This window comes from Microbacterium sufflavum, from assembly GCF_023091155.1.
In the GTDB taxonomy this organism is placed as follows: domain Bacteria; phylum Actinomycetota; class Actinomycetes; order Actinomycetales; family Microbacteriaceae; genus Microbacterium; species Microbacterium sufflavum.
In genome coordinates, this window is sequence record NZ_JAHWXK010000001.1 from 1,036,554 (window position 1) to 1,057,487 (window position 20,934).

Annotated in this window: 16 protein-coding genes; 4 read left to right on the forward strand and 12 right to left on the reverse strand. The window is 69.9% G+C overall.

Features of this window, described 5'->3' with window-relative positions; all coding sequences use genetic code 11:
* Positions 1-16: 16 nt before the first annotated feature.
* Positions 17-1,525: a DUF7059 domain-containing protein gene (locus KZC56_RS05185; protein WP_247638030.1), complete on the reverse strand. Its 1,509-nt coding sequence runs from the start codon at positions 1,523-1,525 to the stop codon at positions 17-19.
* 96 nt (positions 1,526-1,621) lie between these two features.
* Here KZC56_RS05185 and KZC56_RS05190 point away from each other — a divergent pair, with 96 nt between their 5' ends.
* The 4 genes from KZC56_RS05190 to trxA all read left to right on the forward strand — a co-directional run bounded on the left by KZC56_RS05190 (position 1,622) and on the right by trxA (position 6,893).
* Positions 1,622-3,817, forward strand: coding sequence for a DUF6049 family protein (locus KZC56_RS05190; RefSeq protein WP_247638031.1), 2,196 nt, complete (start codon positions 1,622-1,624; stop codon positions 3,815-3,817).
* Positions 3,814-5,430: a murein biosynthesis integral membrane protein MurJ gene (gene murJ, locus KZC56_RS05195; RefSeq protein ID WP_247638032.1), complete on the forward strand. Its 1,617-nt coding sequence runs from the start codon at positions 3,814-3,816 to the stop codon at positions 5,428-5,430. Before KZC56_RS05190 ends, murJ begins: the two co-directional genes overlap by 4 nt.
* Before the next feature lie 96 nt (positions 5,431-5,526).
* Positions 5,527-6,501, forward strand: coding sequence for a thioredoxin-disulfide reductase (gene trxB, locus KZC56_RS05200; protein ID WP_206252162.1), 975 nt, complete (start codon positions 5,527-5,529; stop codon positions 6,499-6,501).
* Positions 6,502-6,569: 68 nt separating this feature from the next.
* The gene (trxA, locus tag KZC56_RS05205; protein WP_136033773.1) at positions 6,570-6,893 is read left to right on the forward strand and encodes a thioredoxin; all 324 of its coding nucleotides are present in this window, start codon (positions 6,570-6,572) and stop codon (positions 6,891-6,893) included.
* Between the two features lie 65 nt (positions 6,894-6,958).
* Here the strand turns inward: trxA and KZC56_RS05210 are convergent, their stop codons facing one another.
* From KZC56_RS05210 to KZC56_RS05260, 11 genes are all read right to left on the reverse strand, one after another.
* On the reverse strand, positions 6,959-7,609 hold the full coding sequence (locus KZC56_RS05210) for a GNAT family N-acetyltransferase (protein ID WP_247638033.1): 651 nt from the start codon (positions 7,607-7,609) through the stop codon (positions 6,959-6,961).
* On the reverse strand, positions 7,606-8,292 hold the full coding sequence (locus KZC56_RS05215; protein ID WP_136033771.1) for a PIG-L deacetylase family protein: 687 nt from the start codon (positions 8,290-8,292) through the stop codon (positions 7,606-7,608). The genes KZC56_RS05210 and KZC56_RS05215 overlap by 4 nt, the downstream gene beginning before the upstream one ends.
* Positions 8,293-8,316: 24 nt before the next feature.
* On the reverse strand, positions 8,317-9,204 hold the full coding sequence (locus KZC56_RS05220; RefSeq protein ID WP_136033769.1) for a carbohydrate ABC transporter permease: 888 nt from the start codon (positions 9,202-9,204) through the stop codon (positions 8,317-8,319).
* Positions 9,204-10,178: a carbohydrate ABC transporter permease gene (locus tag KZC56_RS05225; protein WP_205812707.1), complete on the reverse strand. Its 975-nt coding sequence runs from the start codon at positions 10,176-10,178 to the stop codon at positions 9,204-9,206. Before KZC56_RS05225 ends, KZC56_RS05220 begins: the two co-directional genes overlap by 1 nt.
* A 66-nt stretch (positions 10,179-10,244) precedes the next feature.
* Positions 10,245-11,549 carry an extracellular solute-binding protein gene (locus KZC56_RS05230; RefSeq protein ID WP_136033767.1) on the reverse strand — a complete coding sequence of 435 codons (1,305 nt, stop codon included), beginning with the start codon at positions 11,547-11,549 and terminating at the stop codon, positions 10,245-10,247.
* Between the two features lie 24 nt (positions 11,550-11,573).
* Positions 11,574-12,530: a GNAT family N-acetyltransferase gene (locus tag KZC56_RS05235; RefSeq protein ID WP_136037082.1), complete on the reverse strand. Its 957-nt coding sequence runs from the start codon at positions 12,528-12,530 to the stop codon at positions 11,574-11,576.
* Positions 12,531-12,643: 113 nt separating this feature from the next.
* Complete coding sequence (locus tag KZC56_RS05240) at positions 12,644-13,831, reverse strand: exo-beta-N-acetylmuramidase NamZ family protein (protein WP_247638034.1); 1,188 nt, start codon at positions 13,829-13,831, stop codon at positions 12,644-12,646.
* Between the two features lie 457 nt (positions 13,832-14,288).
* Positions 14,289-14,624: a tryptophan synthase subunit alpha gene (locus KZC56_RS05245; protein ID WP_136033761.1), complete on the reverse strand. Its 336-nt coding sequence runs from the start codon at positions 14,622-14,624 to the stop codon at positions 14,289-14,291.
* Between the two features lie 9 nt (positions 14,625-14,633).
* Positions 14,634-16,082, reverse strand: coding sequence for a sugar porter family MFS transporter (locus KZC56_RS05250; protein WP_206252159.1), 1,449 nt, complete (start codon positions 16,080-16,082; stop codon positions 14,634-14,636).
* A 60-nt stretch (positions 16,083-16,142) separates the two neighbouring features.
* On the reverse strand, positions 16,143-17,111 hold the full coding sequence (locus tag KZC56_RS05255) for a ParB/RepB/Spo0J family partition protein (RefSeq protein WP_136045153.1): 969 nt from the start codon (positions 17,109-17,111) through the stop codon (positions 16,143-16,145).
* Positions 17,111-18,034 (reverse strand): ParA family protein, encoded by a 924-nt coding sequence (locus KZC56_RS05260; RefSeq protein WP_247638035.1) that lies wholly within the window; start codon positions 18,032-18,034, stop codon positions 17,111-17,113. Before KZC56_RS05260 ends, KZC56_RS05255 begins: the two co-directional genes overlap by 1 nt.
* Between the last annotated feature and the right edge of the window lie 2,900 nt (positions 18,035-20,934).

The following is a 20,934-nucleotide window of genomic DNA, read 5'->3' on the forward strand; positions in this document are numbered from 1 at the left end:
CGCATGGATGCCGCGTCTATTCCCCCGGTGTCAGGAAGCCGTCCCGCACGAGGGAGCGGATCTTCGGCTCCAGGTCGGCCCACAGGTCCGCCAGCGGCACGTCGAACAGGTCGGCCAGCGCGCCGACGATCTGCGCCACCGTGAGCTCCCCGTCGCACGCGCCGACGAACCCGGCGAGCGCGGAGTCCACCCCCACCGTGCGCGCGAAGCCACCGCCCTGCCGCAGCTCGATCACGCTGGGGTCGTCGTCGCCCGGCATGAGGTGTCTGGCCTCGGTCACGTCGGGCGCCACGAGCAGCGTCGACGGCAGCCCCGCCGCGAGCACGTCGTGCGCGGCGAGCCCCGCGGCGAGCGCCGCGCCCACGTTCGACACCGACTGTCCGAGCCGCTCCACCCGCCGTAGGGGCTCGCCGCCGCCGCGGCGCAGCAGCACGTACCCGAACCCGACCGCGGTCACGCCGCGGGCCGCGAAGTCGTCGAGCCACGCGGTGAGCAGCGGCACGAACGCGGCATCGCGGGGCGTGGTCCCTCCGTCGCGGATCCACAGTTCCGCGTACGCCAGGGGCGTCAGCTCCTCGCGCTCGATCACCCACAGGTCGAGGTCGGCGGGCACCCACGCCTCGAGCCGCGCGAGCCCGGTGACGCCCTGCCGGGACTCCCAGTTGCCGAGCAGCTGCGCGATGCCCCCGCGGGTGAGGTGCGCCGGGGCCGCGCGCACGAACGTCTCCACCAGCGCGTCGCCGACGAGCCCGCCGTCGCGGTACTCGTACGCGGGCACGCCCTCGGTGCGCGGGGTGATCACGAACGGCGGGTTCGACACGATCAGGTCGAACGCCTCCCCCGCGACCGGGTCGAACATGCTGCCGTGGCGGAAGTCGATGTTCGTCACGCCGTTGAGCTGCGCGTTGAGCTCGGCGTAGGCGAGGGCGCGGCGGGAGATGTCGGTCGCGACCACCGTGCCCGCGCGCCGGGCGACCAGCAGCGCCTGGATGCCGCAGCCCGTGCCGAGGTCGAGCGCGCGCTCCACCTGCACCGGCACGACGGTCTCCGCGAGGGTGCGCGACGCCCCGCCCACGCCCAGCACGTGGTCGGCGGGCAAGGGGCCGTCCAGCGCCACCTCATCGAGGTCGCTCGCGATCCACCACTCGCCCACCCCGTCGGCGTCGACGAACGACTGCGGGCGCAGCAGCGCGCACGGTGCGACCGTGTCGCCCTCGACGCGCGCGAGCCCCAGGGCCACGAGTCCATCCACTCCGAGCGTCGGGAGGGCCGACGCGACGGCGGCCTCCGGCTGCGGGAGCCCGAGCACGAACAGGCGGCCGAGGGTCGCGAGCACACCGTCGTCGTCGGCGATCGCGCGGAGGATCGGCTCGCGCATGCCGCGGCCGAGCGCGTCGTCGGCCTCCGTGCCCCACAGCTGCCGGAGCGGGTCCGACCGCAGGTCGGCGGCGTCGAGATCGGCGGCGAGGCGGGCGCTGCGGACGGGGTCGGGGACGGGTGCGGGGGCGTCGGACACGGCCGTCACTCTACGCGTCTTCAGGGTTCTCCTCCCTCGCGCCTCCTAGAATCGCAGGGTCAGTACTCACGATCCGCCCCTCCCCGGCGTTCGAGGAAGACCTTCATGACCGCGATCACCCCCCACACGGGCCTCCGTGTGCGCCTGCGACGGCTGGCGGCCGCGGTGATCGCCGCCTCCGTGTGCGCCGTCGCGGTTCCCGCGGTCGCGGCCGCCGCGGATCAGAAGGGCGACGACGACACCCGCACGGTCGAGCTGCACGTCTCCGCCGGGCTGCGGGGCGTGGTCGCCCCCGGCACCTCCACGTCAGCGGTCGTCACGATCACCAACGGCACCGAGACCGAGCTGAGCGCCGGACGGGTCGAGATCGAGCTCGGCAGCACGCCCCTCCCCACCTCCGATGCCGTGAGCGACTGGCTCGACGACGGTGAGACGGACGGCTCCTTCGTCTCCCTCGGCGACGAGGCGTCGAAGGCCGCCGACCCGGACGGCATCGCCACGACCACGGTGTTCGTGCCGCAGGAGACCATCGAGACCCTGGCCCCCGGCGTCTACCCGCTGCGGGCGGCACTGACCGGGGCGCGCACGGGCGACACCGGCGGCGAGCGCGCGGCCACGTGGGACACCACGGCCACGAGCGTGCTGGTGGTCAACGCGCCCTCGGCGAGCCCGGTCGGCGTCCTCGTGCCCGTCACCGCGACCCCGGCCGGCGGCGCCCTGCTGACGGCGGAGGAGCTCACGACGCTGACCGCACCGGAGGGCGCGCTCACGGCGCAGCTCGACGGGGTCTCCGGCACCACGGCCGTACTCGCGATCGACCCCGCGATCCTCGCGTCCATCCGCGCCCTCGGCACCGCGGCACCGGAGTCGGCGAGGGAGTGGCTGACGCGGCTCGACGAGCTCCCCAACCCCCGGTTCGCGCTGCAGTTCGGTGATGCCGACGTCACGGTGCAGGCGCAGACGGGCCTGAGCGCGCTGCTGTCCCCGCTGCCGTTCGCCGCCCTCCTCGACCCCGCCGCGTTCCCGCAGCAGCAGGCCACCGCCGAGCCCACGTCCGCGCCGGGGTCGACACCGAGCCCCTCGCCGGGGAGCACGAACGCGCCCGCCCTGCCCGACGACGCGACGCTCACCGAGGTCGACGGCGCTCTCCCCCGCATCGTGTGGCCGGAGCAGGACCTCACCCAGGCCGACGTGACGGCGTTCGCGGGGTACCTCGGCCAGGGCACGACCACGGTCGTGTCGTCCGACACGGTCGGCGGACCCACCGCCGCACACGCCACCGCGGGCGGACAGGACCTGCTGGTGACCGACGCCGCGACGTCCGCTGCGCTCTCGGGCGCCGCCGGGGCGTCGGATCCGGTCGTGCGGCAGCGTCTGCTCGCGGAGGCCGCCGCGCAGCTGTTCCTGGCGCAGGGCGCCACGGGCGGCGCACCGCTGCTGGTCGGACTCGACCGCGACGAGACCCGCACGGCCGACGCACTGCGCGACGCGATCTCCGCCGCCGACTCCGTCGGGTTCGAGCTGTCGACGGTCCGCGCCGCCGCTCCCGTCGCGGTCACGCTGCCGGAGGCGGCCGCCGCCCCCCGCTCGGCCGACCTCGTGAACCTGCTCACCGACGAGCAGTCGCTCACCGCGTTCTCGTCGATCCTGAGCGAGCCCGACGTGCTGCTCGCCCCGGAGCGGATGCGCATCCTGCGCACGATCGCGGTGGGGTCGTCCGACGCCGCGTTCGCCGAGAAGGTCGCGGCCCACCGCGCCCGCACGACCACGACCCTGTCGAGCGTGAGCATCCCCCCGTCGAGCACCATCCAGCTCCTCACCGCGAACGCCGACCTGCCGATCGCGGTGCGCAACGACCTCCCGTGGCCGGTGACCGTGCGGCTGTCCGCCTCGCCGAGCGACCCGCGCCTCGAGGTGAAGCCCATGATCGAGACGGTCGTGCAGCCCCAGTCGAGCACGCGGGTCAAGGTGCCCGTGTCGGCGCGGGTGGGCAGCGGCGAGCTCGACCTCCGCCTCAGCCTGTCCAGCCCCACGGGCGTGCCCATCCAGTCCGAGCAGTCGGTGAGGGTGGCGGTGCGCGCGGAGTGGGAGACGATCGGGCTCGTGGTGTTCGGCGGCCTCGCCGTGCTGCTCATCGCCCTCGGCGTGGTGCGCACGGTGCGCCGCAAGCGCCGGGAGGCCATCGAGGAGCACGCGGTCGAGGTGGCCGTCGACGAGCTGATCGAGGAGAAGGAGGCCGAGGCGGCGGCGCAGGAGCGCGCACTCGACCGCGACGCCCCGCCGACGAAGGAGACCCCGTGACGAGCCTCGGACGCGCGAGCGCCATCATCGGCGCCGGCACCCTGGTGTCACGCCTCACCGGTCTGCTCCGCAGCATCGTGCTGGTGGGCGTGCTGGGCGCCGTGGGCTCGGAGGCCGCCGACGCCTTCACCTTCGCCAACACCCTGCCCAACAGCGTGTTCTCGCTGATCTCGGTCGGCGTGCTGACGGCGGTGATCGTGCCGCAGATCGTGAAGGCCACGGCCGACGCCGACGGCGGCAACGCGTTCATCTCGAAGCTGTTCACGCTCGGCACGGTCGTGCTGGTCGCGACCACCGCTGTCGCGACGATCGCCGCCCCGTGGCTGGTCGTGCTCGTCGCTGGCCGGGCGCCGCTGGAGGCGCAGGCCCTGGCGACCGCGCTCGCCTACTGGTGCCTCCCGCAGATCCTCTTCTACGGCCTGTACGCGCTGCTGGGCGAGGCCCTCAACGCGCGACGCATCTTCGGCCCGTTCACGTGGGCACCGGTCGTCAACAACATCGTCTCGATCATCGGCTTCCTGATCCTGGGGGCGCTGTTCGCCCCGGTGCCGACGAAGGCGGCGGAGTGGACGCCCGCGATGATCGCCACGCTCGGCGGCACGGCCACGCTCGGCATCGCGCTGCAGGCGCTGGTGCTGCTCGTGTTCTGGCGGCGCACCGGGCTGGCCCTCAAGCCCGACTTCCACTGGCGCGGCGTGGGCCTCGGCACAGTCGGCAAGCTCGCCGGCTGGACCTTCCTGATGGCGTTCGCGAGCCTGGCCGCCGGCGTGCTCCAGGGCAACATCGTGAGCGAGGCCTCCGGTTCGGGCGCCTCCGCGACGGTCACCGCGAACGCGTGGCTGATCTTCATGCTGCCGTACTCCGTGATCGTGCTGTCGATCGGGACGCCCTACTTCACGCAGATCAGCGAGCACGCCGCGGCCGGACGCGACCCCGAGGTGCGCGCCGACATCTCGCGCAGCATCCGCACGCTGCTGTTCTTCATCGTGGCGGCCGTCGCCGCCGTGGCCGCCGCTGCGATCCCCGCGTCGCGCGTGTTCACGAGCTCCGCGCCCGACGCCGAGGCCGCCGCGCTGGTTCTGCTCTGCTACCTCGTGAGCCTGATCCCGCTGACGATCCTGTTCATCGTGCAGCGCACCTTCTACGCCTACGACGACACCCGCACGCCGTTCTGGTTCACGATCTTCCAGTGCGTCCTCATCGTCGCGACGGCGCTGCTCGCGGGCGGGCTGTACCAGGCCGGGGTGATCCCGATCACGATGCTCGCGGCCGCGGTCGCCCTCGGCCAGTCCGTCGCGAGCACCCTGCAGACGGTCGTCGCGACCTGGCTTCTGCATCGTCGCCTCGGCGGTCTCGGCGTGCGCACGTGGGCGACCTCGATCGGCCGCTTCGCGGTGGCGGCGATTCCCGCGGGCTTCGCCGGGTGGGGCGTGTTCCAGCTGATGGGCGGCGCCGACGGCTGGACCGCCTCGGACAAGATCCAGGGCGCCGTGGGCACGGCGATCATCGGCCTCGTCGTGGTCGCGGTGTACATCGCGCTGCTGGCGGCGATGCGGGCGCCCGAGCTGAAGGCGGCGGGGGGCCTGGTGCGCCGTTTCCTCCCTGGTCGCTGAGGCCCGCGCTCCTGCCGCTGGGGAATGCCCCGCGGTTACCATGGGTTGAAGCAGTCGGACGCCTTTCGACGGCACCGCCTTTCTAACGGAGATCACATGCGTCAGGTCATCATCATCGGCTCCGGCCCCGCCGGATTCACGGCTGCCATCTACGCCGCACGCGCGAACCTGGAGCCGCTGCTCATCGCGAGCTCGGTCGAGGTCGGCGGTGAGCTGATGAACACCACCGAGGTCGAGAACTACCCGGGCTTCCCGGAGGGCATCCAGGGCCCCGAGCTGATGGCCAAGTTCCAGGAGCAGGCCGAGAAGTTCGGCACCGAGGTCCTGTACGACGACGTCACCGAGCTCGATGTCGCCGGCCCGGTCAAGAAGGTCACGCTCGGCTCCGGCACCACGCACGAGGCGAAGACCATCATCTATGCGACGGGCTCGGCCTACCGCAAGCTCGGCATCGAGGGCGAGGAGCGCCTGTCGGGCTTCGGCGTGTCCTGGTGCGCCACGTGCGACGGCTTCTTCTTCCGCCAGAAGACCATCGCGGTCGTCGGCGGCGGCGACTCGGCGATGGAGGAGGCGACCTTCCTCACGCGCTTCGCCGACAAGGTGTACGTGATCCACCGCAAGGACACGCTGCGCGCCTCGAAGATCATGCAGGAGCGGGCGTTCGCGAACGAGAAGATCGAGTTCGTGTGGAACAGCGAGGTCGCGGAGATCCTCGGCGAGACCGCGGTCACCGGCGTGCAGCTGCGGTCCACGGTCGACGGCTCGCTGCGCGACCTGCCCCTCGACGGCCTCTTCATCGCGATCGGCAACGACCCGCGCACGCACCTCGTGCACGACAAGCTCGAGCTCACGTCCGAGGGCACGATCTGGGTCGACGGCCGCTCCTCCCGCACCTCGGTCCCCGGGGTGTTCGCGGCGGGCGACGTGATCGACCCGACCTACCGTCAGGCCATCACCGCCGCCGGCACCGGCACGGTCGCCGCGCTCGACGCGGAGCACTTCCTCGCCGATCTGGAGGACGCCTCGGTCGAGGTCCCCGCCGCGGAGGCCGCCGAGGTCATCACGGCCTGATCAGCGCCGGGAACACTTTCCCCTCGCCCGTTGTTGTAGCAGGCGAACCTCGAACAAGGAGAACTCTGATGAGTGCAAAGGCAACGAGCCAGGCGACCTGGGAGCAGGACGTGCTGCAGGCCGATGGTCCCGTGCTGGTGGACTTCTGGGCCGAGTGGTGCGGTCCGTGTCGTATGGTCGCGCCGGTGCTGGACGAGATCCAGGCCGACAACCCCGACAAGATCACCATCCTCAAGCTCAACGTCGACGAGAACCCCGAGCTCGCCATGAAGTACCAGATCACGTCGATCCCGGCGATGAAGGTCTTCCACGGCGGCGAGGTCAAGACGACCATCATCGGCGCCAAGCCGAAGTTCGCCCTCGAGAAGGACCTCGCCGACTTCATCGGCTGATCCTCCCGGACGACGAGAAGGGGCCGCACCTCCCGGGGGTGCGACCCCTTCTGCGTCCCCGCCCCTCAGTGCCGCGGGGTCACGTCGTCGAGGAGCATCCCGAACGTCACGCCGTCGTCCGTCCGATGCAGCTCCGCGAAGCCGAGGCGACGGTAGAACGCGATGGCGCCGGTGTTGCGCGTCCCGGCGGTCAGCTGCAGCCCCGGCACGCCCCGGTCGCGCAGCAGCGTCGCGAGCGTGTCGATCAACCGCCGCCCCCACCCGTGGCCCTGCGCCTCGGGCAGCAGGTCGATGTGCAGATGCGCGGGGTAGCGGTCCACGAACGGCACCCGACCTTCACCGATCCTCCGGGCGAACGCGACGATGGTCGCATCCCTGCCCTCGTCGGCACGGTCGCCCCGGTGCCGCGCCTCGCGGGGAGGCCACCACGCGTGCCGGAACCACTGCTCGTACGCGGTCGTGTCGGGCGCGCACACCACGTACCCGACCACGCGGTCGCCGGCGTCGAGCACGAGACACGTCTCGGGGCTCCACGCCGCGTAGGGCAGCGCGAACACCTCCCCCAGCAGCCGTGGCGAGCGGTAGAGGCCCGTGGCGTCGGCGCCCGAGTCTCCGGTGCGCAGGCACACGGCGGCGAGGTCGTCCTCGTCGCCCACGCGGAAGGGCCGGAGGCGCAGACGCACCTCCGGCCCTTCGGTCGAGCGCTCGGGGCTCACGGCCCTGCCAGCTCGGCGCCCTTGTCGCCGCGCTTGAAGCCGCACGCCCGGGTGGTGCCGGCCAGGCAGCCCTTCGCGAGCATGTTCGCGCTGTAGTAGTCGATGTACCGGAACCCGTAGGTCTCTCCGCGGGCGAAGGCCTGGCCCTGGATGGCTGCCCGCCAGGTCTCGAACGCGGCGTCGGGGATGTCCACGTACAGGTCGGGCGTGAAACCCTCCGCGTCTTCCCAGTTGTCCGCGTGCAGGAACTGCGAGATGCCGTGGCGTCCGTACGGGCTGTCCACGGGGAGAGACGCGAGGAACCGGCCGCGCTCCGCGAGGATCGCCGCGCGCTCGTGGTCGCGGTGGATGCTCGTGGTCCAGTGCGTGATGAGGATCTCGGGCTTCTCCTGCCGGATGATGTCGGCGATCTGTTCCGCGGCGGAGTCGTCGTCGGGCAGGAAGCCGTCGGAGTAGTCCAGCACGCGGAACTCGGCACCGATCGCCGCCGCGAAGGCCTCGCCCTCCGCCACCTTCTGCTTCCGGTACTCGTCGGGCGCGATCGTGGGGTGGCCCCGCTCGCCGTAGGTGCACGCGAGGATGATCGCCCGGTCCCCCTCCTGCACCATCTTGGCGAGGGTCGGACCCGCCGTGAGGTCCATGTCGCCGATGTGCCCGCCGATGGCGAGTACGGTCCTACCCATTGTCATCACTCCGTTTCGTGGGGGTCACTTCATTCCGCTGAGCATGACGCCGCGGACGTAGTACTTCTGCAGGAACAGGAAGATCAGCAGCACCGGGAGGGTGCTGATGACGATGCCGGCCATCACGATCGGCATGGTGCGGTTCGGGTCGATGAAGCTCTGCAGCATCTGGATGCCGACGGGCAGCGTCATCAGGTCGGGGTTCGCGGAGGCGATCAGCGACGACCAGATGTACTCGTTCCACTGGCCGACGAACGTGATCACGCCGAGGGTGATGGCCACCGGCGTCGCCTGCGGCAGCACGATGTTGAAGAACAGCCGCCACTCCCCCGCGCCGTCGATGCGCGCGGCCTCGAGCATCTCGTCGGGCACGCCCACCATGAACTGGCGCATCAGGAAGATGCCGAACCCGCTGACGAGGAACGGCAGCATGAGCGAGACGATGTTGTTCGTCATACCGCCGAACCCGCCCTGGCCGAGGATGTTGTTGCCGCCCACCAGCGGCCAGTTCAGCATGATCAGGAAGTCGGGGATCAGCAGCAGGAACGGCGGCAGCATCATGGTCGCGAGCACGAACCGGAAGATCACGTCGCGACCGCGGAACCGCAGCTTCGCGAGCGCGTAGCCCGCCATCGCGGAGGTGATGAGCACCGACGCGGTGACCACGAGCGTCACGACCGTGCTGTTGAAGAACAGCTTGTCCAGCTGCAGCTGCTCGAACGCGGCGGTGTAGTTGTCCCAGGTCCAGTTCTCCGGGAAGAACCGGTACGGGAAGATGCCGTACTCACCGGGGCCCTTCAGCGAGCTGAAGACCGTGTCGAAGAACGGGACCACCATCATCACGCCACCGATGGCGACCACGAGGTAGGAGATCCACGGGAACGGGTGGCGCTTGCGCTGACGGACGCCCATCAGTCGTCTCCTCCGGTGCGACGGCTGATCCAGAGCTGGAGCAGCGTGATGATGAAGATGATCAGGAAGAGCACCATGGCCATGGCGCTCGCGGTGCCCCAGGCGCCGAACTTGAACGCCTGCTGGTACATCTCGAACGCGGCGACGTTCGTGGCGTTCGCGGGTCCGCCGTCCTTGGTCATCACGATGATGAGCGCGAACGACTGCAGGCCGGCGATGCACTGGGTGATGAAGACGAACACCAGGGAGGGCCGCAGCAGCGGCAGCGTGATGCTCCAGAACGTGCGCCAGGAGTTCGCGCCGTCGATCTCCGCGGCCTCGTACATGGTCTTGTCGATGCCCTTGATGCCCGCCGTGAGGATGAGCACGGCCGCGCCGATCGAGGCCCACGCCTGCACCACGGCGACCGCGGGGAGGGCGAGGTTCGGGTCGGACAGGAAGCCGATGGAGTTCACGCCGAGGGCGTTGAGCACGGCGTTGATGAGGCCGGCCGGCTGGTAGAGCATCTTCCACACATTGCCGATCGCGACCACGGTGGCCACGACGGGGAGGAAGTACAGGAACCGCCAGAATCCCTGGAACTTGAGGCGTTCGATGAGCTGGGCGACGACGACCGAGCCGCCGACCGCGAGGATCACGGCGATGATCGCGAACAGGAACGTGTTGATGAGGATCGGCTGCACGAACGTGCTGTCGATCTGCAGGATCTCCAGGTAGTTCTGGAACCCGGTGAACTCGATCTTCGTGAGGTCGTATCCGCCCCAGGTCGACAGCGACAGGAAGATCGCGAAGAAGGTGGGCAGGATCAGGAAGACGGTGAAGAACAGCAGGGAGGGCGCGAGGAACAGGTAGCCGGCGCGGGCTTCGCGGCGGAAGCGACGCGAACGCGGCTTGGCCTTCTTCCCGACCGTCGTCACCGCGATCGTGTCCTCCGCGGCTTCCTGCGCCGCCGTCATGAGAGTGGGGTTGGCCATCGGCCCTCCGTGGGTGGTCTCGGGGTGGAGGGCGGGGACGCGCGTGGTCCCCGCCCTCCGGTGGTGCTACTGGGCGTCGATCTCCTTGACCAGCTTCGAGAAGGTGGTCTTCACGTCGGCGCCGTTGACGATGATGTCGTTGAGCGCCGTGTTGGTGGCGGTCTTCGCCTCGTAGGCGTTCGACGCGTTCGACTCGGCCATCGCGTAGTCGGCGGCGGCGTAGATCGCCTCGAGGTTCGGCTCCTCGGCGAGGTACTTCGGGCCGAGGATCTCCGCGTCCGTGGTGCGCGGCGGGATCAGGCCCTGCGTGGCGAGGAAGTCGCCGAGGGCGGTGACGCCGTCCTCGTTCTCGTGCGAGTTGAGCCAGCTGAGGAACTTCCAGGCCTCTTCCTGGTGCTGGCTGCCGGAGTTCACGCCGGTGAAGAAGCTGTAGGCGAGGGAGCCCACGTCACCGGTCTCCGGGCCGGGCACGGGGGCGACGCCGACGTTGGCGTAGTCGTCGCCCATCGAGGCCTTCAGGCTGCCGATCCACCAGCCGGCCTGCACGGCCATGGCCACGCCGCCCGTGGGGAACGCCTTCGTCGGCATGATCGAGGTCGAGGTGGCGCCGGTCTCGGCCAGGTCGGACTCGAGCTGCATCACGTCCTCGGCCTTATCGTCCATGGCGGACTTCCCGTCGGCCGCGAGGAACTCGCCACCGGCGGAGTCGAGCAGCGACAGGAACGGGTGCACCGTGTGGTTGTCGCCGTCCTGGATGAGGGAGAGGCCCTGCACGATCGTGTTGCCCGAGCCGTCCTTCTTCGTGGTGGCGTTGGCGGCCTCGACCAGCTCGTCCCAGTTCGCCGGCGGGGCGTCGTAGCCCGCGTCGGCGAGGAGCTGCTTGTTGTAGAACAGCGCGTACGTGTTGAACTCGGTCGGGTATCCGAGGATCTCGCCGTCACCGGTCGTGACCGAGGCGAGCGCCGCGGGGCTGTAGTTGTCGGTGATGTCGGCCGCGACGTCCTTGGGCGGAGCGGAGAGCACGCCGTTGGCCTGCAGCTGCCCACCCCACAGGGAGTACGAGCTGACGATGTCGGCACCGCGTCCGCCGGTCTGGCGCACGTTGAGGGTGGTGAGCAGCTCGTCGAAGTTGACGGCCTGCGAGGTCACCTGGATGTCGGGGTTCTCCTCGTTCCACTGGTCGATGAGGTCGCCGATCCCGGTCTTGAACGGGTCGCTGCCGTAGTGGCTGAGGAAGGTGAGCTTCACGACGCCGTCGTCTCCGCCCCCTTCCGCCCCGGTGGTGCATCCGGCGAGGGCGAGCGCGGCCGCGCCCGTGAGCGCGACGGTGGTCACCAGGCGTCGGCGGTGACGCTGTGCTGCAGACTTCATGTGATTCCTCTCGGGTGGGCCGCGTCAGGCGGCGGTGGGGGCGTGCAGGATCGTGAAGGTGCGAGTGATCTCGAACCCGGTGTTCAGGTACAGGTGTCCGGCGGCGGAGGTCTCCTCGGTCCACAGGAACCAGGCGCTGTGGGCGCCCAGGGCACGCATGCGCTCGAGCGTGAGGTGCAGCAGGATCTTCCCGAGTCCCGTGCCGCGGCTCTCCGGCAGCACCCCGAACGGGCCGAAGCGCTCCAGCACGTTCTCGTACGTGCCGTGCATGGCCCAGCCGAGCATGGCGCCCTCGGGGTTGCGGCAGACCATGATGCGCTCGAGCGACTGTCCGCCGAGCACGCCCTCGCGGATACCGCGCGACCAGTCGGCGTTGAAGGTGCCGGCGATCTCGATCAGGTCGACCAGGTCGTCGCCCGTCGGCGAGAAGAACGTCCAGCCCTGGTCCCGGAGCTCGGCGATGCGGGCGCGCACGTCGTCGGGCATGGCGTAGTCGTTGAGCGTGCGGTCCATGGCGACCGAGGTGTACTGCGTCTGGAAGCCGACGGAGCGCAGGAACGCGTCGGCTTCGGGGTAGCGGTCGGCGTCGAGCCCGGGGAGGAAGTAGTTGGGCGTGTACGACGAGAAGTAGACGGTCTCGACGCCGTGCCCGCGCAGCCACTCCTTCGCGGCGGCCATCAGGGTGGTGGCGATGCCGTGGCGTCGGGCGGACGGGACGACGAAGAAGAACGGGATCCAGCCGGAGGTGGGCTCCAGGTCGTCGCCGTCGGCCGCGATCTGGCGGCGGACGGCGTAGACCGCGCCGACGATGTCGCCGTCGGACTCGGCGAGGAAGAGGCCGTCGGCGTCGAAGTTGCGGTCGAGCAGGATCAGGTCGCGGAACCGCTCGTAGCTGATGCCGTCGGCGGGCGCCGCTTCGGTCCAGGCTCGCGCGATCTCGGGGCCGTCTCCCGCGCGGAAGGTCCGGACGATGCTCTCCATTGATATCTCCTCGGGTGAAGGGGGGTGCGGCAGCGCGATGGGAATGAAAGTACATTCACCGTCGCGTCGATGTCAATAAGTTTTGGCCACGATTAACATGACGGAAATAGTTTTCAGCGTGGGTAGAGCAGCACGTCGTCGCCGTACGCGTCCGCGACTCGCTGAGGCCCCGCGGACAGCGCCGCCAGGTCTCGCCCGGCGTTCAGCGCCTCACGGAGGCTGGTGGACCCCCACAAGCGGTCGAGCGCGTAGCCGGAGTCGCCTGGATCGAGCCGCTGTCCCGCATCCAGGCTGTGCACGTCCTCCGGCGCCGACGTACGGGCGGCCTCCAGCACCGCCAGGGCGGTCCCCACCGGGTCATACGCCCGGTGGTCGGTGATGTGCAGCTGCACGCCCCGAGCGGTCTCCCCCACGTGCTTGTGGAACGTCGGCTGGAAGGCGATGTCGCGGAACAGCACACCCGGCAGGTCGCGCCCGCGCAGGTCCTCCGCGAACGCGGCCGTCAGGAACGGAGCGCCGATGGTCTCGAACGGCCGCGTGGTGCCGCGCCCCTCGCTCAGGGTCGTGCCCTCGACGAGCCCGGTGCCGGCGAACGCGTACACCGAGTCGAGCGTGGGGATGTTGGGCGACGGCGGCACCCACGGCAGTCCGGTGGCGGTCCAGTCCCGCGTGGGGTCCCAGTCCGTCAGCGTCACCACGTGCAGGTCGAGCTCGAGGCCCTCCGCGGCGAGGTCGCGGCGCGCGAAGAGGCGTGCCAGCTCCCCGGCGGTGAGGCCGTGGCGCTGGTGGATGTCGCTGCGCCCCACGAAGCTCGTGAAGCGCTCGCCCTCGATCCCGGGGCCCGCGAGCACGGCGCCGCCCAACGGATTCGGTCGGTCGAGCACGGTGAACGGCAGCCCGAGGCGCGCGGCGCTGCGCATCGCGTCGTACATGGTCCAGATGTAGGTGTAGAAGCGCACCCCGATGTCCTGCATGTCGAAGGCGAGGGCATCCACGCCGGACGCGGCGATCATGTCGTCCAGCGCCGCACCCTCGGTGAGGTAGGTGTCGCTGAACGGGAGCCCGGAGCGTTCGTCGCGCTCGATCGCGGTGCTCTCCCCCGCCTGCACCGAGCCGTCGAGACCGTGCTCGGGCCCGAACAGGTGATGCAGTCGCACACCCGCGGCCGTGAACGCATCGATGTTCCGGGACAGGTCGGGCATGGTCCCGGTGAAGTTGGTGAGCAGGCCGATCCTGCTCCCGGGGATCAGGTCGGCCCGGTCTGCTGCACGCTCCGCTCCGATGCGTAGGCGTGACGTCATGGCGAACTCCCTTGTCTTTCATGAACACACGGAAGTGCCGGTCAGTGCCCGCCCCGCCGCGTTGCTGTCACCTTTTTACCAGCATGAAGCGATTTATGAAAATCATGTTCAGAAGTCTTGTGCATCGCGCCCGTCCCTGATCCTGCGCCTCCCTCGCCCCGGCGCCGGCCGCGCACCCACCTCGCACTGCCCCCACACCGCCCCCCGCGCTGCAGCGCGCCCGGCCCACGCATCCCCCGCGCCGCCGCATCGCGCCCGCCTCACGCATCGCCCGCCCCGCCACGTCGCGCCCGCACGCCCGTGCATCGCCCGATGCCGTCCCCTCGCCCGCCCAGCCCACGCATTTCCCGCGCCGCCGCATCGCGCGCACACGCCGTTGCACCGCCCCACGCATCCACGCGTGTCGAGCCTCACCGCCGATGCGTGCGGACGCCGCGCGGAGGAATCGAAAGAGCCGTCAGGAGGCGTCGGCGATGCGCGGATCCCACCGGCGGTGGCGCTGCTGTTCGTCGAGCAGTCCCCACACCGCCGGGGTGAGCTCCGGGTACTCCAGGGCGATCTGTCGCAGCACGCGGTAGTGCCGCGCGGCGTTGGGTCGCACGCCGTCGTTCGCGGCGATGTTGTCAGCGCGGAGCAGGTACACCACGAGCTCGTCGACGCTCGGCAGCTCCTCCATGAACTCCCACGGGTCTTCCCCGCCCAGCAGCCGCTCCTGGATCAGCACGGCGAGTTCGTCGGCCGCTTCGGCGCGCAGCACTTCCAGGCTGGCGCGGCGCGGGACGGACTCGGTCATCCGTCCAGCCTACGCGCGTGCGGGACCCCGTCGGCGCTCGACCTTCGCGTCCTCGGTCATGTCCTCGAGCTCCCGGCCCTTGGTCTCGGGCACCTTGAAGAACACGAAGAAGAACGACAACAGGGCGAAGAATGCGTAGAACCCGTAGGCGAACGTGAGTCCGATCTCCGCGAACGCCGGGAACGTCGTGGAGATGAAGAAGTTCGCGACCCACTGCGCGGCGGCCGCGACCGCCAGGGCGCCCGCGCGGATCGAGTTCGGGAAGATCTCGCCGAGGAGCACCCAGACGAGCGGTCCCCAGCTGGCGCCGAAGAACACCACGAATCCGTTGGCGCAGACGAGGGCGACGGTGGCCCAGGGGTCGGGCAGCGTCGCGGTGCCCTGCGCATCCAGCGTGCCGAAGGAGAACGCCAGCGCCATCAATCCGAGGGTGACGGTCATGCCGACCGAACCGACCAGCAGCATGATCCGTCGACCCACCTTGTCGACCAGGAGGATCGCCACGATCGTCACCACGATGTTCGTCACGGAGGTGATCACCGAGGTCAACAGGGCGCTGGACTCGTCGAACCCGACCGACTGCCAGAGCGTCGTGGAGTAGTAGAAGATGACATTGATGCCGACGAACTGTTGGAACACCGACAGCAGGATGCCGATCCAGACGATCGGCTTGAGCCCGAGGCGATTTCCTCGCAGGTCACGCAGCGACTCGGCGCGCTCGGTGTCGATCGTCCCGGTGATCTCCTTGATCTTCGCCTCGGTGTCGATCGTGCCGGTGACGGTCTGGAGCACTTCTGCGGCGCGTTTCGTCTCGCCCTTGCGCACCAGGTAACGCGGCGACTCCGGCAGCCGGAGCGAGACGAGCCCGTAGACGAGCGCGGGGATGGCCGCGACCATGAACATCCAGCGCCAGGCGGTGAGCCCCCACAGCGGCTGATCCGCTTCGCCGGCGATTCCCGCGAGCAGCGCGTCGGAGAGGAGGGCGGCGAAGATACCCGTGACGATCGCGAGCTGCTGCAGCGAGCCGAGTCTTCCGCGGATGGCGGCCGGCGACACCTCGGCGATGTACGCCGGAGCGATGACCGAGGCTGCCCCCACGCCCAGTCCGCCGATCACGCGCCAGATGATGAGGTCGACCACGCTGAAGGCCAGACCGGAGCCGATCGCGGAGACGAAGAACATGGCGGCTGCGACGACCATGACCGGGATGCGCCCGAACTTGTTCGAGATCGGGCCGGCGAACCAGGCGCCGACCGCGCAACCGATCAGCGCGGACGACACGGCGAAGCCCTTGAGGCCGGTACCGAGGTCGAACCCGGACACGTCGCCCGCGAGAGCGTCGACGGCACCGTTGATCACCGCGGTGTCGAAGCCGAAGAGGAAGCCACCCAATGCCGCGGCGATACTGACCGCGATCACACGGCGCTTGATGCTCGCCGCGTCAGCTGCTCTGCTCATGACCTACCCCCGCATCGTCAAGATGACGCGAGTCTAGGCCCTCCCTGACACCGTGCGGGGTCAGCGCGCGGAGCCGTACCCTTCTTCGCCCAGCTCCTCCAGGATGCGGTTGAGGTCCTGGATCGACGCGAAATCGATCGTGACCTGGCCCTTTCGCGTCCCGAGCGAGATCTTCACCCGCGTGTTCAGGCGATCGCCGAGCTTGCCCGCCACCTCGTCCAGATAGGCCCGTCGCGCTCCCGGCGTGGCCTTCGGGGTCTTCCCCGCGCTCGGCTGCGCCTTGGCGGCGACCTCCGTCGCGCGCACCGACAGGTCTTCGTTCACGACCTTGTCGGCAAGGCGCTGCATCGCCTCCGGCGTGTCAAGGCTCAGGATCGCGCGGGCGTGACCGGCCGACAGCACTCCTGCGGCGACGCGCTGCTGCACCGGGACGGGCAGTTTGAGCAGGCGGATGGTGTTGCTGATCTGCGGACGAGACCGGCCGATGCGGGTTGCGAGCTCTTCCTGGGTGATGCCGAAATCCTCGAGCAGCTGCTGGTAGGCCGATGCCTCTTCCAGCGGGTTCAGCTCGGAGCGGTGCAGGTTCTCGAGGAGCGCATCGCGCAGGAGGTCCTCGTCGGCGGTGTCGCGCACAATGGCCGGGATCGCGTCGAGCCCGGCTTCGCGTGCAGCCCGCGTCCGACGCTCCCCCATGATGAGTTCGTAGTCGCCGTCGCCGTTCTTGCGCACGACCACCGGCTGGAGCACCCCGAACTCCCGCACGCTGTGCACGAGTTCGGCCAGGTCCTCCGGGTCGAAGTGCGTCCGCGGCTGACGCGGGTTCGGCACGATCGCGTGCGGGTCGACCTGCACCAGGTGGATGCCGGGGACCGCCTCGAGGGTAGCTTCCGCAACCGCGGCTGCGCCGGAGTCGGTCGTGTCCGGGCGCAGGCTCGCGCCGGGGAAGAACACGTCGACGGGTCGCTCCGCCTGATCCGCGGTCGGAATGAGGGCACCGATGCCCCGGCCGAGTCCAGTGCGCTTCGCCATTACTTCTCCTTGCTCTGCGTCACACGCGACGCGATCTCGACAGCGGCCTCGCGGTAGGCGATCGCGCCGGCGGACTGTCCGTCGTACGCGATGACCGTCTGGCCGAAACTGGGGGCCTCGGACACGCGGACCGACCGAGGGATGACGGTGTTCAGCACCTGGGTGGGGAAATGCGTCCGAACCTCTTCCGCAACCTGCTGCGCCAGCCGGGTACGGCCATCGAACATCGTCAGCAGGATGGTGGAGAGGTGCAGAGCCGGGTTGAGGTGCTTCTGGATCATCTGGATGCTTCCCAGAAGCTGGCTCAGACCCTCCAGCGCGTAGTACTCGCACTGGATGGGGATGAAGACCTCGGACGCTGCGGTGAAGGCGTTGATCGTCAGAAGCCCGAGCGACGGCGGGCAATCGATGATCACGAAGTCCACCGGGTGGTCGACGAGGTAGTCCTGCAGAGCGCGTCGGAGCCGATGTTCCCGCGCGACCTGTGCCACCAGCTCGATCTCGGCGCCCGCCAGGTGGATGGTGCTCGGAGCACAGAACAGTCGTGGGTTCTCCGGGCTGGGCTGCACGATCTCCGCGAGCGGGAACTCATCGATCAGCACGTCGTACACGCTCGGCGTGTCCGCGTTGTGCGGAACCCCGAGTGCCGTGGACGCATTCCCCTGGGGGTCGAGGTCGATCACGAGAACCGAGGCACCGAGTCCGGCCAGCGCGGAGGCGATGTTCACCGCACTCGTGGTCTTGCCGACGCCGCCTTTCTGGTTCGACACGGTGAGCACCCGAGTCTCCCCCGTGAACTCCACCTCGACGGCTTCCAGCGCCCTGCGGCGCGCGGAAAGGTCGGCGAGTTCACGCGCGAGGGGCGTATCCATCCCGAACGAGTCGTTCGCCGGTGTCTTTTCGGACTGTTTCACGTGAAACATCCACTCCTTTCGGGGCCGCATCCCACTCTAATCGCAGGGACCGACCTCGAACCGCGCACGCCCGTCAGCATCGACGCTGAGCGCACTTCCGTCCGCGGCTCGTGCCGGCCCACGACCGGCAGCCGCATCGATTCCGGGAGTTCCTCGTCGCAGCGAGCGAGCGCCGCGCGCTCACGGTGCCGCATCGATGACCGCAATCGGTCGTCTGAAACAGCTGCCGGGCCTCCTCGCTCGCGCCGGAGATCCCCGACCAGGCGCATCCAGGATCACGTCTACATGAACCGCCGCGTGAGCTGCCCCCTCAGCACCTCCTCCCCCACCCGCGACGGTTCTTGAAGAAGCCCCGACCTGCCCCCCGGCGAACGCCGCCCCGCATGAGCGCCTTTCACCGTTTCACGTGAAACACTGCGCCCGTTCCGCGGCGTGTTCGGTCCGTCAGCGACCGCGTCGTCTCGCCCTTCATGGCCCCGACCTCGCGGCTCACCCAGCCCTCCCCGCGATCCAGCACACGCGGTCCCGTCTCCGTCCGGGCTTGCCCCCATCGGGCCAACACCGCATGTCCGCGCATTTCCCTGGTGCGGTCCGTCGTCCACTGCGTCTCGTGAGCCGACGGACCTCCGTGTTGTCGGGGCCCGCATGCCTCCACCCTCGGCGCCCGCTCTTCCCCACCCCGCTTCGTCCCCACCCCGCTTCTTCCCCAGGCTCGCTTCTTCCCAACGGCCGCTTCTTACCCAACGGCCGCTTCTTCCCTACGCCCGCCTCCTCCCTACGCCCGCCTCCTCCCTACGCGCGCTTCTTCCCTACGCCCGCCTCCTCCCTACGCCCGCCTCCTCCCTACGCACGCTTCTTCCCCAGGCTCGCTTCTTCCCTGCGGCCGCTTCGTCCCTGCGGCCGCTTCTCCCCCACGCCCGCTTCTCCCCCGCGCCCGCTTCTCCCCCGCGCCCGCTTCTGCCCCACGCCCGCTTCTCCCCCACGCCCGCCCCCTCCCTACGCCCGCCTCCTCCCTACGCCCGCCTCCTCCCTACGCGCGCTTCTTCCCCAGCGGCCGCTTCTTCCCTACGCCCGCCTCCTCCGTACGCCCGCCTCCTCCCTACGCCCGCCTCCTCCCTACGCCCGCCCCCTCCCTACGCCCGCCTCTTCCCCAGACCCGCCTCCTCCTCACGCCCACCTCCTCCCCCGCATGAACACCACACCTTCGGCGGTCGCGCCCGCTCGTGCGTCTTGCGCTCACCGACGACTCGCCACCAGCCCGCGACAGCCGGTCGGAGCCCCCCGCTCCTGACTCGGCAGGCCCGCTCATGGCCGTGCAGTCCCGTCTCCCCGTGCCTCGCCCCACAGCTTCCGGTGCGGAACGGCCCGATTCGGGCAGATGCCCTGCACTCACGGCTCGTGCAGCTGGCCCCGATGTCCCTCGCCGCACCTGGGCACTCCGCCGACACCGTGCCGCCGCGTGCCACATGCCCTCCACTCCCCCACGCCATCGTCATCCGCACCGCGCACCCACCCCTCACGCAAGCAAGGCCCGCACGACATCCCCAGCTGAGCCCGGCGGTTCTCTCCGACCGACTCTCATGCTTCTCCCCACCCAGAGGACACCCCGCACGACCCCCCGCACCGCACCCACACGTCCCCGACTCCATCGTCATCCGCGCCCTGCCCACCCCTTTCACCTGAGCAACCCTCACGCGCGGAATGCCCCGACCCTGCACGCCCGCACCACGTCGTCCCACCCGGCCGCCGCACCTCGCGCTCGTCCCTGCCCTCCCCCACCCCCAACCGGGGAACTGTGGACCCCCGGCTCATCGAAGCCCCAGTACACGGAGCCCTGTGGACACCAGCTCATCGAAGCCTCACCACACGGGTCACTGTCGACCCCAGCTCAGCGAACCCTCAGTACCAGCGGTGCAACCACCCATCGTCTTCCCCTCGTCGGCGCGACGCCGTCACCCCCGGCGCCCATCAGACCTTCCCGTACGACCTTCCCGTTCGATACAGGGACGCCTCGACCCTCGGCCCGTGACAGCCCCTTTCTGAGGCGCCTCATCTCCCTCATCTGTAGTGCCCCGACTACCGGAGTCCCTGACGCTGCGCGACGTATGCAGCCGCACACTCCCTCACGCCCTACCGACTGCGCCACCGATCGCCCACACATCTCGAGTCCCCGCCCGTTCCGCTGTGTTTACAAGCGCACCACCGCCCCGTGCCCGGCGCATCCGACCTCCCGCCACCCCAAAGCCTTCTCCCCTCCCGGGAGCTGACCACCATGAAGCTCACGCAACATGGCCATCTCCCGCATCGATGACTCCCGGACTCGGGCTCCTCGTCGTATCCGCTCGGATCATCGGTTGCAGTGTCTTACCGCGGTCAGGCCCGCACCACCCGACATACAGGGCGCTGACGTAAACCTGCGTTCCCCCGACACCGCTCCTTCTGGGGACACCCAGTGAATCCGCGGCCGCGGAAACTCTCACACGACTCGCCGCGGGAGCAGGATGCGCACCACCCCGCAGGCCCCATCGGCACCCGCGGCCAGTCCTTCCCTACGATTGCGACCCACCGTCCCGGAGTTCGTCCGCAGCGCACGAACAGCGGTACTCACCCCCTGTATGCCCTCAGATTTGCTCATCAATCCGCCAGCACCGCGCTGCCCATCGATCTCAACCGAAGGCCGCACTAGGACCACTCGGTCGCGATGCAAGCCACGCCACCGTCACCTGCCCGACCTCGCCGTGTTTCACGTGAAACATAGCCTCCGCCTGAGGTACTGACTTCGATGTTTCACGTGAAACGGGCTGCCGGCGCGCATCGAACCTGTAAGGACGTCGGGCACCGGAAGGGCGCGGGCCTGCAACCTCCGGCTGGTGGCACGGTCAACCACATCCCCACCTCGCGAGCCCGCG

Excerpts from the sequence above, each read along its gene's own strand:
- KZC56_RS05190 (WP_247638031.1), top strand. The coding sequence starts at position 1,622 with ATGACCGCGATCACCCCCCACACGGGCCTCCGTGTGCGCCTGCGACGG.
- trxB (WP_206252162.1), top strand. The coding sequence starts at position 5,527 with ATGCGTCAGGTCATCATCATCGGCTCCGGCCCCGCCGGATTCACGGCT.
- trxA (WP_136033773.1), top strand. The coding sequence starts at position 6,570 with ATGAGTGCAAAGGCAACGAGCCAGGCGACCTGGGAGCAGGACGTGCTG.
- KZC56_RS05215 (WP_136033771.1), bottom strand. The coding sequence starts at position 8,292 with ATGGGTAGGACCGTACTCGCCATCGGCGGGCACATCGGCGACATGGAC.
- KZC56_RS05220 (WP_136033769.1), bottom strand. The coding sequence starts at position 9,204 with ATGGGCGTCCGTCAGCGCAAGCGCCACCCGTTCCCGTGGATCTCCTAC.
- KZC56_RS05225 (WP_205812707.1), bottom strand. The coding sequence starts at position 10,178 with ATGGCCAACCCCACTCTCATGACGGCGGCGCAGGAAGCCGCGGAGGAC.
- KZC56_RS05230 (WP_136033767.1), bottom strand. The coding sequence starts at position 11,549 with ATGAAGTCTGCAGCACAGCGTCACCGCCGACGCCTGGTGACCACCGTC.
- KZC56_RS05235 (WP_136037082.1), bottom strand. The coding sequence starts at position 12,530 with ATGGAGAGCATCGTCCGGACCTTCCGCGCGGGAGACGGCCCCGAGATC.
- KZC56_RS05240 (WP_247638034.1), bottom strand. The coding sequence starts at position 13,831 with ATGACGTCACGCCTACGCATCGGAGCGGAGCGTGCAGCAGACCGGGCC.
- KZC56_RS05245 (WP_136033761.1), bottom strand. The coding sequence starts at position 14,624 with ATGACCGAGTCCGTCCCGCGCCGCGCCAGCCTGGAAGTGCTGCGCGCC.
- KZC56_RS05250 (WP_206252159.1), bottom strand. The coding sequence starts at position 16,082 with ATGAGCAGAGCAGCTGACGCGGCGAGCATCAAGCGCCGTGTGATCGCG.
- KZC56_RS05255 (WP_136045153.1), bottom strand. The coding sequence starts at position 17,111 with ATGGCGAAGCGCACTGGACTCGGCCGGGGCATCGGTGCCCTCATTCCG.
- KZC56_RS05260 (WP_247638035.1), bottom strand. The coding sequence starts at position 18,034 with ATGTTTCACGTGAAACAGTCCGAAAAGACACCGGCGAACGACTCGTTC.